Below are 13465 nucleotides of genomic sequence, written 5' to 3' on the forward strand. Positions count from 1 at the left end.
GTGCGCCATCGAGACGGCCGATACTATCGTCAATCCCGAAGCCCGTTGGGGTGCCTCCCACCCGACTTTGGGGGCGCTACGCGACGGACCATCCCGGGCAGTATTCAGGCCAAGCCCCAGCGACGAACAGAAAGGATCACTCAAAATGCCCCGCATCTCTGCGGTCAACCTTAGCATCGATGTGCCCGATCTCGAGGCCGGCATTTTGTTCTACAAGCTGGTCTTCGGTTTTCTCGAAACTTCACGACCATTACCAATTATGGCGGTTCTTGACGCTGGCAACCTTAGCATTTGTCTGCATGAGAAGGCGCAGGGCTCGCACAGCTCAGCGTCCAGCACTGACCTACGGCGATATGACCGGCATTGGACACCCGTTCACTTGGACATTCACCTCGAAGATTTCGAGTCATGCCTCAAGTCGATCAAACGCGCGGGTGGAGCAGTTGAGTCAGTTTATCGAACCCAGGCTCCAAGGTCAGTTGCCTTTTGCAGCGATCCTTTCGGGAACGGTTTTTGTGTATTGGGGCCCGGCTAACCCACCACTTCAACTGGGAAACACTGTTGCTTGGAGAGCGACAGCGATCCGCAGGCAATCGAAACAAGAGGGACTATGCGAATGAAATTCGAGCCAGCTTGGGAGGCGCTCGGCGAAAAGCGCTATATTGGGGTGCGAAGGGTTGTGTCGATGGATCAACTTCCAGCCGTGATCTCCCGCGCTGCCGATGCAGCTGCCGAACTGCTGAGGTCGACAGGAAGAGAATCCCGCGGCGGACTTCTTGTACGCTATCTAACTATCGATATGCCAAGTCGCATTAAGATTGATGTGGGTTTTTGCGTCGAGGAACCTATCAATCTGGACGAGAACGGCATCTTCGGAACCTTGCCTGCGGGTTGCTACGGTACATTGAAATATGTGGACGCGAGCGATGGAGTTGCGGCCAATGCGCGGCTTATCGACTGGATTGGTAGTACCGGAGCAGCGATGCGCGTTAGGCGATCAGAGGATGGAGACGTCTTCGACGGGAGGTTCGAGTTATACAGCGAACCCACCATCGAGGGCAGTGTAACGCTTGTGAAGGCGGGAATTCTCGTGGAGGGAACTTGCTTTAACGACACCAAGCCCTCAGCGCGCGTTGATCCGAAATGATCTCAGATCGGATCAAGCCCACTCAAACAAAGCTAGATTTCAGCTATGAAAGCAGAAGACCATTTCGCGCTGGCGTGAGCTTGTCCCGCTCAGCGTCAGTGCTCGGGGGTTGGCGACACGATAGTCGTCCTGCCACCGATATCGTGCAATGGTACCTTATAGAGCCCAAGTCATATCTTCTTGGCGGCTCACGCGGTCAGATTGACCGGCAAGCCTTGCGACACTGCAGATTGTCCGAGCGCCGATCTTGGAACCGAAGCTGTCCAGAAACCTCAAGGTTGACGTGACTGGCATCATTCTAAAAACAATCGCCGAGCCTCTCAACCAACTGGGAGAGGGAGGTATGCTTGTACGACGTCAATTGCTTCCAGCGGGCGGACCGCATGTTTATCAACTGACTGTCCACGGTCCTGACCTTTTGGGAGTTATCGAAGTCATTGCCTCCTGGGTGATACGCTCACTTCGATTTGCGTGAAGCGAGGCTACCGGTTCCATCCGTAATTATCTGATCTTCCCCCATTGCGAGTAGATCCTCGTCAGCGCAGAAAAAACGAGCGTGACTGATGTGAACGCCAACAAGAAACCCCATGTTGCGCGTCGTCCAGTCTCGACGATCAATCGCCCATGCTTACCTGCTTCCGCATCGATAAAGTCGGGAATGATCAACACAATCTGCGCGAGGATTACGCCAGCCAACGCTATAAACAGAACACGGCGATAGACAGTCATCAAGCCGGAGCTGATCAACGGGAGTTCCATACTGTACCGCGTGGCTACCACAGGTGGTACACCAAATGCGCGGAGAGCCAATTCCTCCTCTTGGGGTGTGAGCTCATGACCTACGCGATCCTCTTCGGCTGCGAGATGCTCATCGATGTCCGCCTCGAGAGCGAGATAAATGTCCTTCTTGCAACGTGAAGGCAGCCAGAACATCACCTTCGCGAGGTATTTCTTGCGATTTTCCATAGTCATCTCATCAGTTGGATAAGGCTGCGGGCGAGCAGGTCCTGTTCGGTTTTCAGCGCACCGAGCACTTCGACACCTCGAGCCGTCGTTGTGTAGAATCGTTTCAAGCGGCCATCATCCAGTCGGCGGTCACTCGACAGCAGACGCTGGCTTTCTAATCGCCTCAGCATCGGATAGAGGGCGCCAGGCTCGATTTCGGTTCCGGCACTCCTGAGCGTCTCGAGACCCTCTGCTCCGAAGCGCTCCGACCTGAATGCGGCGAGCACTGCCATGACCAGTGTGCCTCGGCGAAGCTCGTGGCGCAGAGCCTCGAGAACAGCTGTTTCGTCAGCTATGTTCACTTACGGGCCTCTTGGCCTGCGGCTCTTACGCGCTCCAACGCATCTACTACCTTGCTAGCGAGCATTGGGGGAAATGAATGCCCTAGTCCTGCTATTCCTTCAAAGTGCGCTCCTGGAACTGTCGCTGCGACCGTTTGCCCATGAGCAGGCGAGATGAGAGGATCATCGAGGCCATGAAGAACGACTGTCGGAGCTGACACCTGTTTGAAGAGTCTTCGCAAGTCTCCCGCTGCAAGGATAGCTGCGCCGCTGCGTGCAATTCCGTCCGGATCCCAGTCACGATCGGTAGCGAGAATAGCCTGATGTTGAATTTCCTCTTCGGCGCGTCGAAACTCCGCACCTTCCAGAGCAAGACCGAGAGCAACGCGATAGGCGACTACCTCTTCTGTCGGGGCTTGCGAGGCAGGAGGAGGAGGCACTGTTCCCATCTTTGCCGGGTCTGCTGGGATCGGGATCGTCGGGTCTCCTGACGCTGGCATCAGCAAAACTAACCCAGCTATTCGGTCAGGGCTTTTGGACGAGAGCTCAGCAGCAGTTGCTGTCCCTCCTGACGCCGCCACAATGTAAGCACGGTCGATCGAAAGGGTGTCGAGAATGCGTAGTGCATCAGCGGCCAAATCATTCAGGCTGTAGGGAACCTGCGGTTGTGCACCCGACATAAGGGCCCCGAAAATCTTCCCCCAGTCAGGCGCACCAGCTTTCTCAAGGTGAGTCGAGCAGCCCACATCACGTGGATCATACCGGATCGGCCGGTAGCCCTTCTGCTGCAATTGAAGAATAAGCTGCGCCGGCCATTCAATTATCTGTTGGTCGGTACCGCCGACCAAGAGCACCGGATGGCCGCCAGGTTGCCCGTGGTCAATATAGGCGAGTCGCACTTCACCCTCGACATAGCTGAGTGCCGCAGAGCCACATGAATTGTTGGGTTGCCCAGCCTGAGCGGGCATTGGCAAGCAGGCACTTGCAAGGCAAAGCGCGGCAAAGGCTGGAAACTGCAGACGCATGACGAAAGCCTCCATGATGCGATACACAGTGTGTGACACACAGTCGAAGCTTCGTCAATTGCTTTCCGAGAACGCGCCAGTCGGTAATGAGCGGTGGCGCGGCGCTTGGAATCTTCATGATCATTGCACGGGAAGCACAGACGCTTCCTCGTCGTGTGGGGATGTACGTTAGGTTGATAGAAGAGGAAGATCTAACATTCGAGGCCCGAGAAGAAGGCATTCGTTAAGTGCAATACACGCTATGCGCCGAGGGACTAGTGGCCGCGTTCTGATCCCGCCCAACGTGGCAGTAAGACATTGACAGCGTGGGACAAGGAGGCCACCAAATTGGCATGACACGCGAAGATAGGCCATCGACTATAGTCGATGTTGCAAAGCTGGCTAAAGTCTCGCCCAAGAGTGTTTCGCGTGTATTCAACAATGAGCCGCATATCTCGTCAGCCTTGCGTGCGAAGGTCCTGCGCGCGGCAAAAAACTTGAATTATCAACCTAATGTCATGGCCCAGGGCCTGGTGCGGCGGCAATCTTATCTCATCGGGCTGGTCTACGAGAAACCCAGCCCGAGCTACGTCGTCGAGCTCCAGCGCGGCGCTCTCGAACGGCTGCATGGCGAACGTTATCGCCTGATCGTGCTGCCGGTCGAATCGGTAAATGACAACCCTTCCGAAGTCGTGACGACGATCCGCTCGGCCGCGTTGGACGGGGTGATCCTCGCGCCGCCAGCAGCTGACCACTCCCAGGTCCTCGACGGTCTTATCCAAGCGCACATCCCCTTCGCACGGATAACGCCGCAATCGCGCAAGGACGTAGGTCTGGCGACGACTATGGACGACATCGCCGCGGGGCGGGAGATTGCCCAGCATGTGATTGGATTCGGGCACAAGCGCATTGCGATCATCAAGGGTGACCCCGATCACCCAGTCAGCGAACAGCGGTTGTTTGCCTATCGCGCTGCCTTCGACAATGCCGGGATCGAATTTCTTCCTGAACTGGTCGAGACCGGCGATTTCAGCTTCGAATCCGGATATGAAGCGACCAAGCGGATCCTCTCGCGCAAGCTGCGTCCAACCGCGATACTCGCGCAGAACGACGACATGGCGGTGGGGGCAATGTCCGCCGCGCGCGAACTGGGCTTCGAGGTGCCGGGCGACCTCAGCGTGGTCGGCTTCGACGATTCGGAGATCTCACGCGTGGTCTGGCCACGGCTGACCACGGTCCGCCAGCCCGTGGTCGAGATGGCCCACACTGCTGCCGACATGCTGCTGCGCGAACTCGCAGGGGAAGAACCGGGGCCGACCGTGGTTCATACGCACAGCCTCGTCGAACGGCTGACCGTGGCCCCGCCACCCGCCTGACGATAGGCGAAGTGAGTTAGCGCGTCGCCCAGACGACCCCGGTGCCGAAATGCGGCCGGCGCGTTTCGGACGGGTCGAGCAAGCGCTCGAGGATCGCGTCATGCGTGGGCGCCGCGCTGCGGAAGGCATTCATCGCACCGCTGAGCTGGTCGATCACCTTGCGCACCTCGGCGGAAGGGGCGACGTCGACCAGCGGATCGATCGCCGCGGGCTCCAGCCCCATGCCATGCATGACGTAGAACCAGCTGATGTCGGAGAACAGTTCGCGCTGCTTGGACATGATCCGGCCCGTACGGGTGAACAGCTCGATCTTCTCGGCCAGCGTATCGGGCAGGTCGAGGCCGCGCATGTGGTCCCAGAAAGGTTCGCCCTCGCGCTGGTTGGGCACATAGTGGAGCAGGAGGAAATCGCGGATATGCGCATATTCGCGCCACACGTCGCGATTGTAGGCATCGGCAAGCGCAGGGTCGAAACCGCGATCGGGGAACAGGTCGAGCAACCGGTTCAGCCCCGTGTGGATCAGGTGGATACTGGTTGATTCGAGCGGTTCGAGAAAGCCCGCCGACAGCCCGATCGCAAGGCAGTTGCCGACCCAGGCGCGCTTGCGCAGCCCGGCGGTGAAGCGCAGCACTCGCGCGTCCGCCAGCGGTTCGCCATCGAGCCCGGCCAGCAGTTCCTCATGCGCATCGGCATCGGAGATGAATTCGCTGGCATAGACCAGCCCGTTGCCCGTGCGATGCTGCAGCGGAATGCGCCACTGCCATCCGGCCGAGCGCGCGGTGGCAACGGTATAGGGTGCGCGCTGTTGCTGCGCCGCGGTCGGAGCGGCGATCGCGCTGTCGCAGGGCAGCCAGTGCTTCCAGTCCTCGAAGCCGGCATTCAGCGTTTCTTCCACCAGCAACCCGCGAAAACCCGAGCAGTCGATGTAGAAATCCGCCGCGAGGGTTTCGCCATCGTCGAACTGTACCGCGGCGATCCTTTCGCCTTCGCCGCGCGTCGCGCCGACGATCCGCCGGTCGAGCCGCTCGACACCCGCGGCTTCGGCGTGTTCGCGCAAAAAGGCGGCTACCAGCCCGGCATCGAAATGCAGCGCATAGGCGACCGCGCCGCCCGGCCAGTTGCCATCGGGTGAGGGGAAGGTGAACTTGCCGTCTTCGGCCAGTGCGACCGAGGGACACAGATCGGCCAGGCTCTCGCTGTGTCCCTGCGCGAGGTTGCGGCAGTAATAATGGTGGAAGGGGCGTTGGTTGATCGTTACCCCGAGATTGCCGAAGGGATGCCAATAGGCATGGTCGCGATGCCGCCAGTCGCGAAACTGGATGCCGAGCTTGAAAGTGGCTTGGCAACGGCGGATGAACTCGACCTCGTCGGCACCGATGTTGCGCAGGAAATCGAAAATCGGCGGGATCGTTGCTTCGCCCACACCGACCGTCGGGATGGCGGAGGATTCGACCAGCGTGATGCGGCAGCCGCTGCCGCGCAGCACGCGGGCGAGCAGTGCCGCCGCCGACCACCCTGCGGTGCCCCCGCCGACGATGCAGATCGACCGCAGCGGATTTGCGCCGCTTCCTTCGCCTTGCACTTGCGTCATCATGCCCGTTTCCCCCGCCACCGGACCCTAAAAAAGCGATGGCGGCCTTTGCAAGCAAGGGCCGCCATCCATTTTCGGGAGGGACCGAAAATCAGAAGGTGAACTTGACCCCGCCGTAGATCCGGCGCGAACCGGATTCGAAGCGGAAGGGCAGTTCGGGGAACTGCAGATACACGCTGGTATCTGCTTTGGTGATGTTGATCGCTTCGGCGAAGACTTCGAAATTGTCGGTCAGCTGGTAGCTGATCTGGCCATCGAGCTGGCCGAACGCCTTCTGGTAGATACCCAGCGTGCGCGTGATCGAGCCATCGGCGAAGCCGAAGTTCCCGAGGTACTGCTTCGAGCGCCAGCTGTAGGATGCGCGCGCGGCGAACCCGTAGCGTTCGAAATAGACCTGCCCGTTGGCCGAATGCTTCGACACGCCAGGCAGCGGGAGGTTATCGGTGAAGTCGGTGCTGAAGTCGGTTTCGGTCTCCGAGAAGGTGTAGTTGGCGGTGAAGCCCAGACCGAAGTCGAAGGCATATTGCGCCGCCAGCTCGAAGCCCTTCACGCGGCCGCCCGAACCGTTGGCCGGCTGCGACACGGGGCCAAGCCGTCCGCCCGCCTGGTCGTTGACGAACACCGCCACCGTCTCGTTGACGATGAAGCTGTCGACCTCCTTCCAGAAAAGGCCTGCCGAAAGCAGCCCCTGGTCGCCGAAGTAATGTTCGACACCCAGGTCGAACTGGTAGGCGCGGAAGGGTTCAAGTTCGGCATTGCCGCGTGACCCATTGGTGAATTTGAACAGGTCGTCGGCGGCATCGCGGGTGAAGTTGGTCGCGAAACCCTGTCCCAGCGAAACCAGCGGCTGGCGCGCCACGACCCTTGCGGCCGAGAAACGCACCTTGGTGCCGTCGCTGACGTCGAACACCGCATTCGCGCTGGGCAGGAAGTCGGTGTAGCTGCGCATGATCGTATTGGTGGTGAAATCGCGCAGCACGCCGTTCCAGCTGTCGGTGCCCCAGTAGCTGGGATCGGCATTGGCCGGCTGGTTCTGGTCCACGGTCAGATCGGTGTTGACGATCCGCAGGCCCACATTGACGTGATAGGGATCATCTTCGCCGCCGATGTCGGCCATGATGTAGCCCGACTTGGTTTCTTCCTTCACCCGGTAGGTCTGCAGCGGGTCCTCGAAGAAGGTGAAGGGCGTATCGGGATACAGCGCCTGGATCCACTCGAGCGCATTGGTCATCCGCGAGCGGTCGGCCACCAGCACCGTGTCGCCGATGACCTTGCCGCCACCTGCGAAATTGGCGATCGCCTCGACCCGTTCGGGATTGCTGACGAAGGTTTCGTAGGGCGTGATCAGCGCGGGCGAATTGCCGAAGCGGCTGCAGCCGGCAAAGGCCGCGGGCTTGTTCGCTTCGGGCAGGTCGCAGATCTTGTAGCCGATCGCACCGTCCTGGAAATAGCCATAGGGCGTCCAGTTGTACTGATAGCCGTCGACCCGTTCGGATTCGGGGATCGCGGTGGCATCGAGTTCGCCCTTGCCGCTGAAGTCGGCGAGATAGCGGCCCGAAACGAATTCGACCGTGCGCTGGCCATAGCGGAAGCCCGCGCTCAGCGTGATCGTGTCGGTATAGCTGTCGTCGACGTCATAGGCGAAGTCGGCGCGGATCGAATGGCCGTCGATGTCGGACCGGTCGCCAAACGCCCAGTGCGACTTGAAGAAGCCGTAATCGGGATTGTTGAACAGGTCCTGCGGGCTGGTCGGCGCGAGGCCGAAGCTCGGGAATTCGCCATTGGAATAGATGAAGTCGATCGTCGGCGGGGCCGAAGCGTTCGGAACGAAGCCGGGCTGCGACCCGGAGGTGCCCGGTCCGCGCACGCCATAGGCGGTGTAGCGCACGTCGTTATTGGCGACCTCGCGCTTCATGCTCGAAGTGGCGTAATTCGCCATCACCGAGGCGCGGAAATTGGTGTCGTTGTCCCATTCCAGCCCGAACTGGAGATTGTCCGACTTGATGTTGGACACATCGACGAAGGAAATCGCCTCCGCCGATTGCGCGCGGACCGTCCCGTCGAGCAGCACGCCGTTCTCGTTGATCGTATAGCTGCCGACGAGGCCCTGGGATTCGCCCTGTCCGAAGGGGAATTTGACCGAGGCTTCGCGCGTGTCGATCTTCAGGTCCGAATGGAAATATTGCGCGCTGACCTCGAGATTGTCGGTCGCACGATAGGTGATGCCCAGCGAGGCACCCCAGCGCCGGCGATACTGGTCGCGGTCGGTGACGTAGCGATATTCGGGCGCGTAGTAATTGGTCGGCACGGTCGCGGTGTCGCGGCGCCCTTCGCTGAACGCCCAGTTGCCGCGGTTGTCGCCGCCCAGCACATTGACGTGGTTGTTGGTCTTTTCGTAGCTGAACGAGGCGATCACGCCGAGCCGGTCGTTGAAATTGTAGCCCAGCACGGCCGCGCCGGCAGGCTCCCAGCCCGAAATCTCGCTGCCCTTGCTCATCTTGGCATTGCCCGCGAGCGTCAGGCCTTCATCGAGGTCGAGCGGGTTGCGCGTCTTGAGATTGACGATCCCGCCGAGCCCGCCTTCGAGCAGCGAGGCATTGGGCGATTTGAACACTTCGATGCCGCCGATCAGTTCGGAAGGCACGCCCTCGAGGCTGTCGTTGCGGTTGTAATTTCCTTCGCCGACCTTGTAGACTTCGAGACCGGTGACGAAGAGCTCGCCGTTGAGCAGCGTCACGTTCTGGTCGAGCCCGCGGATGCGGACCTTCGAACCCTGCCCGTTCTCGCGATCGATTTGGATGCCCGGCAGGCGCTGCAGCGATTCCGCCACGTTCTGGTCGGGAAACTTGCCGATGTCTTCGGCGGTGACCGATTCGATAATCAGGTTCGATTCGCGCTTGGCATTGAGCGCATCTTCGAGCGATGCGCGAAAACCGGTGACCACGATGACGTTGTCGTCCTCGACACCCGTCTGCTGGCCTGCCTCGGCTGCGGCCTGCGCCTGTGCAAGGGTGGGCATGCTGCCCGTTCCCACTGCCAATATCGATGCGGCGGCCAGCAACGTCGACCGATTACGCAAAATCCCGCTGTCCATTTCAGTATCCTCCCAAACCGCACCCCCGTGCGGACCTCTCAAGAACGTGAGGCTTGTGCGCGTCCCCGAATCGGAAACGCTATGCCCCTTACGCGACATTACTGGTTGCATATTTCTGTCAACGTTGTCAAACAATGCCGCACATTTGCTGCGAAACAGCCTGTCTCCGCGACATTTATGTCAAGGTTGTCAGGGAAAGGTGGTCGAAACCGAAACACGGGCGACCGAATGGGATGGGGTTTATGCTTTCCAGATTGCTAGTTCTGACCGCCTCGCCGGTCGCCTTGCTCATGGCCACGCAACCGGCGCTTGCTCAAACGGCGCAGACCGATACGGTCGTGGCTGCCGATGCGCCGGGCGATATGCCCGTCGAAGCGAGCGTTCATCCCGAACAATGGCCCGAGATCGCCTTCCCGCGCGTGCTCACCGAAGCAGGCGAGGCGCGCGTCCAGGCGATCCTCGCGCGCATGACGGTAGAACAGAAGGTGGGTCAGATCATCCAGGCCGACATCGCCAGCGTCACGCCCGAGGATGTGCGCCGTTACCGCCTCGGTTCGGTCCTCAACGGGGGCAATTCGGGGCCGGGCGGCGACGATCTGGCTCCGGCGGAGAAATGGCTCGAACTGGCCGACGCTCTTTACGAAGCCTCGATGGATGTCGCGGTGGGCGAGCCCGCGATCCCGATCGTGTGGGGCACCGATGCGGTGCACGGCCACAGCAATATCATCGGCGCCACGATCTTTCCGCATAATGTCGGACTGGGCGCGACGCGCGATCCCGAACTGATCGAGCGCATCGGACAGGTCACCGCGGTCGAGATCCGGGTCACCGGGCAGGAATGGACCTTCGCGCCCACCGTGGCCGTCCCGCAGGATTATCGCTGGGGGCGGGCCTACGAAGGCTATTCCTCCGATCCTTCGCTGGTCGCTGCCTACGTCGGCAGCATGATCCGCGGCCTGCAGGGCCCGCCATCGATCAGTCCGATCCTCGCCGGCCCGCACGTCGCCGCCAGTACCAAGCATTATCTCGCCGACGGCGGGACCACCGATGGCCGGGACCAGGGCGATGCGGCGATTTCCGAACTCGAGCTACGGCTGATCCACGGCGCACCCTATATCCCGGCGATTGAGAACGGTGTCGCCACGATCATGACCAGCTTCTCGAGCTGGAACGGGGTCAAACTTTCCGCGCATCGCGGGCTGATAACCGACGTACTCAAGGGCCGGATGAATTTCGACGGCATGGTGATCACCGACTGGAATGCGCACGGCCAGGTCGCCGGGTGCAGCAACGCCAGCTGCCCCCGGGCGGTCGATGCGGGGATCGACATGTTCATGGCGCCCGACAGCTGGCGCATGTTCTACGACAGCACGCTGGCACAGGTGCGCGACGGCACGATCGCGATGGACCGGCTCGACGACGCGGTTGCGCGCGTCTTGCGGCTGAAGGAACGGCTCGGCCTGTTCGCAATGGGCAAGCCATCGCAGCGCGCGCTGTCGGGCGAGTATGATCTGCTCGGCGCGCCTGACCACCGGGCGGTCGCGCGCGAGGCGGTGCGCAAGTCGATGGTGCTGCTCAAGAACACCGGCGTGCTGCCCTTGCAGCCGGGCGGCCGCATCCTCGTCGCGGGCGACGCGGCGAACGACATCGCGCGCCAGTCGGGTGGCTGGACGCTGAGCTGGCAGGGCACCGGGCTCGAAAACGACCTTTTCCCGGGGGCCACCTCGCTTTGGTCGGGGATCGAACAGGCCGCCAGGGCCACCGGCGGCAGTGCCCAGCTTTCGGAGGACGGGACGTTCATGCAACGGCCCGATGCCGCGATCGTGATCTTCGGCGAAACGCCCTATGCGGAATTCCAGGGGGACATCACCACGCTTCAATTGCGCCCCGAATTGCGCAGCCCGATCGCCACCATGCGACGGCTTAAGGAGCAGGGCATTCCAGTCATCGCGGTGATGATCACCGGTCGCCCGCTCTATGTGAACGAAGCGCTCAACACTGCCGACGCCTTCGTCACCGCATGGTTGCCCGGTTCGGAAGGTGGCGGCGTCGCCGACATGCTTTTTGCAGGCAGGAATGGTGTGTTCGCGCACGACTTCCAGGGCCTGCTGCCGACCGGATGGCCTGCTACGGCGAAGCACGGCGGCCCCATGCTTTTCCCGTTCGGTTACGGACTGCGCTATGCAGACGGTCCGCGCGCCTGGACACCGGTCCCACAGGAAAGCGGCGTCAGCGACGACGGCAGCAATGGGAGTGTCTTCTTCGAGCTTGGCTCCCCCGCCTCATCGTGGTCGCTCATTGTATCTGAGGACGACGGTAGCAATGCGCTTCGCGTGACCACTGTGCCAGTGGATGCGCTACATGGGCGTGTGCGGATTTCGGCTACCGACCACGGCGTGCAGGAAGGCGCACGAAGTTTCACCATCGATTCCCAAGGTGCGGCGATCGAGCTGGCTGCGATGGACCCGATTGACATCTCACGCGAAACGAATGGCGACATGCTGCTGCTCAGCACGGTGCGTCGTGATTCATCCATCACCGACGCACTCTCGATGTCTATGCGTTGCGACGGTAACCCCTGCGATAACTCTGTTCCGATTGCCGAGTTCGGCAGGCTAGCCGAGCGAGAGTGGACCACGCTAGGCATCCCGCTCAAATGCTTTAGGGCCGCCGGTGCCGATATGGGTCGCATCAGCTCGCCCTTTCGGATCACTATCAACCAAGCGGCAGCATTGAGCATTTCCCGCGTCGCCCTCGGAAGTTTGTCGGACGCGGGAGTGATCGCAAATTGCAAGACTGATTAGGCGAACGAGTATCAATTCCGGCTTTAGCTGCCTCCGATGCAGTTCACGTAAAACGTATCCGCTCAGCGCGCGAGTGATGCACGAAAGGCTATCGAATGACCTTTCTTTGGAAAAAGTGGGGCCGCGCAATCCGCCCTTCGGGGATAGCGGATATGAACAAGGGACAGGCAAACGATCCTAGCACGGTGGGCATAGCTAGGGTCTTGGGGCCGACGCTTGTGCTTGTTGCCGCAACGGAGCGAGCCAATTTTGAAATCTGGCAGAGCGCAGATCCAGCGATTGTGTATCTGAACGGATTATTTTTGCTGGTGGGCGGCCTGTTCGTCGTGACCAATCATAACCAATGGCGGCCTAGTCGGAATTTGTCGATTACGTTGGCAGGATGGTTGCTGTGTTTTGGTGGAGCGTTTCGTATGGCGTTTCCGCAAACCCGGCAATTGGGCGAAGGCACTGTGGGAAATGTAGTAATTGGTACGGTTTTTATTCTAGGGGTCGCAATTTGCATGCTCGGGGCAGGGAAGTATAATAAATGATGTGAAACCCCGACCGATACGCGACTCGTTTCGGAAATATTCCTAGCAGACTGAACCGTTTTAAATCTGGCGAGGCAGGGCATGCTGCGGCGCATTTCGGTGCCTGCCGTTCCATTGCGCACCGCAGCTGTCTCAGCGGCGAACAGCTACTAACAAAGCTGCCGACAGGGACGAGCCCGGCAAAATCCGGAAAATAAAAATTAGAGGGCGTCGCTCACCGTGTTCCCGCTGCCAGAAACTATGCTGCTTTGTAATCCGTCGGCGGGGCTGTTTGTGTGAATGGGCCCTAGTGACTTTCAAGTCGGAACACGCAGATGAGTGGCGAATGCCTCTGCAGCAAGATTGAGGCTTTCCGTCCAGCGTTGGCGGCGCACGGTCCGACCTCAGCGCTCACCCAGATCAACCAAGACCTGACTCTCGCGCAGGAGGCGGTGCCAAGAATTTGGACAGCGATAGGAAAACAGTCTTTTGGCTTGCGCCTGTCCAACAACCCAAAGTCGATGATCACCCCCTTCGATTATCCGAGCGCGTTCAAAATCCGACTCTGATTGGTCGATTACAGCATTTCGATAGAAGGCAAGAGCCGATCCCCATCATAAAGCAGCGATTGAAATCAACGGGCCTGCGCCC

At 60.2% G+C, this 13465-nt stretch carries 11 protein-coding genes; 6 read left to right on the forward strand and 5 right to left on the reverse strand.

The window, feature by feature from the left end; genetic code table 11:
- Window positions 1–145 precede the first annotated feature (145 nt).
- From K3172_RS15805 to K3172_RS15810, 3 genes are all read left to right on the forward strand, one after another.
- Window positions 146–535, forward strand: coding sequence for a VOC family protein (locus K3172_RS15805; RefSeq protein WP_425594696.1), 390 nt, complete (start codon window positions 146–148; stop codon window positions 533–535).
- Window positions 536–616: 81 nt separating this feature from the next.
- Entirely contained in the window at window positions 617–1147 is a 531-nt protein-coding gene (locus tag K3172_RS00355) for a GyrI-like domain-containing protein (RefSeq protein ID WP_221586508.1), read from the forward strand.
- 247 nt (window positions 1148–1394) lie between these two features.
- Window positions 1395–1622, forward strand: a complete 228-nt coding sequence (locus K3172_RS15810; protein ID WP_221586509.1) for a winged helix-turn-helix transcriptional regulator — start codon at window positions 1395–1397, stop codon at window positions 1620–1622.
- 26 nt (window positions 1623–1648) lie between these two features.
- On the opposite strand, the gene K3172_RS00365 is transcribed toward K3172_RS15810, so the two are convergent.
- The 3 genes from K3172_RS00365 to K3172_RS00375 form a co-directional block, all read right to left on the reverse strand.
- Window positions 1649–2113 (reverse strand): hypothetical protein, encoded by a 465-nt coding sequence (locus tag K3172_RS00365; protein WP_221586510.1) that lies wholly within the window; start codon window positions 2111–2113, stop codon window positions 1649–1651.
- Between the two features lie 2 nt (window positions 2114–2115).
- The gene (locus K3172_RS00370) at window positions 2116–2385 is read right to left on the reverse strand and encodes a PadR family transcriptional regulator (protein WP_221586511.1); all 270 of its coding nucleotides are present in this window, start codon (window positions 2383–2385) and stop codon (window positions 2116–2118) included.
- A 65-nt stretch (window positions 2386–2450) separates the two neighbouring features.
- Window positions 2451–3485 (reverse strand): alpha/beta fold hydrolase, encoded by a 1035-nt coding sequence (locus K3172_RS00375; RefSeq protein ID WP_221586512.1) that lies wholly within the window; start codon window positions 3483–3485, stop codon window positions 2451–2453.
- A gap of 305 nt (window positions 3486–3790) precedes the next feature.
- Between K3172_RS00375 and K3172_RS00380 the strand changes: the two genes are divergently transcribed.
- Window positions 3791–4813, forward strand: a complete 1023-nt coding sequence (locus K3172_RS00380; protein WP_221586513.1) for a LacI family DNA-binding transcriptional regulator — start codon at window positions 3791–3793, stop codon at window positions 4811–4813.
- Window positions 4814–4829: 16 nt separating this feature from the next.
- Here K3172_RS00380 and K3172_RS00385 read toward each other — a convergent pair whose 3' ends face one another.
- Window positions 4830–6407, reverse strand: a complete 1578-nt coding sequence (locus K3172_RS00385; protein WP_221586514.1) for a tryptophan halogenase family protein — start codon at window positions 6405–6407, stop codon at window positions 4830–4832.
- An 88-nt stretch (window positions 6408–6495) separates the two neighbouring features.
- Window positions 6496–9423: a TonB-dependent receptor gene (locus K3172_RS00390; protein ID WP_221586515.1), complete on the reverse strand. Its 2928-nt coding sequence runs from the start codon at window positions 9421–9423 to the stop codon at window positions 6496–6498.
- A gap of 365 nt (window positions 9424–9788) precedes the next feature.
- Here K3172_RS00390 and K3172_RS00395 point away from each other — a divergent pair, with 365 nt between their 5' ends.
- Entirely contained in the window at window positions 9789–12302 is a 2514-nt protein-coding gene (locus K3172_RS00395; protein WP_247717880.1) for a glycoside hydrolase family 3 protein, read from the forward strand.
- 95 nt (window positions 12303–12397) lie between these two features.
- Window positions 12398–12835 (forward strand): hypothetical protein, encoded by a 438-nt coding sequence (locus tag K3172_RS00400; RefSeq protein ID WP_221586517.1) that lies wholly within the window; start codon window positions 12398–12400, stop codon window positions 12833–12835.
- Window positions 12836–13465 lie beyond the last annotated feature (630 nt).

The organism is Qipengyuania proteolytica (assembly GCF_019711565.1).
GTDB classification, from domain to species: Bacteria; Pseudomonadota; Alphaproteobacteria; order Sphingomonadales; family Sphingomonadaceae; genus Qipengyuania; species Qipengyuania proteolytica.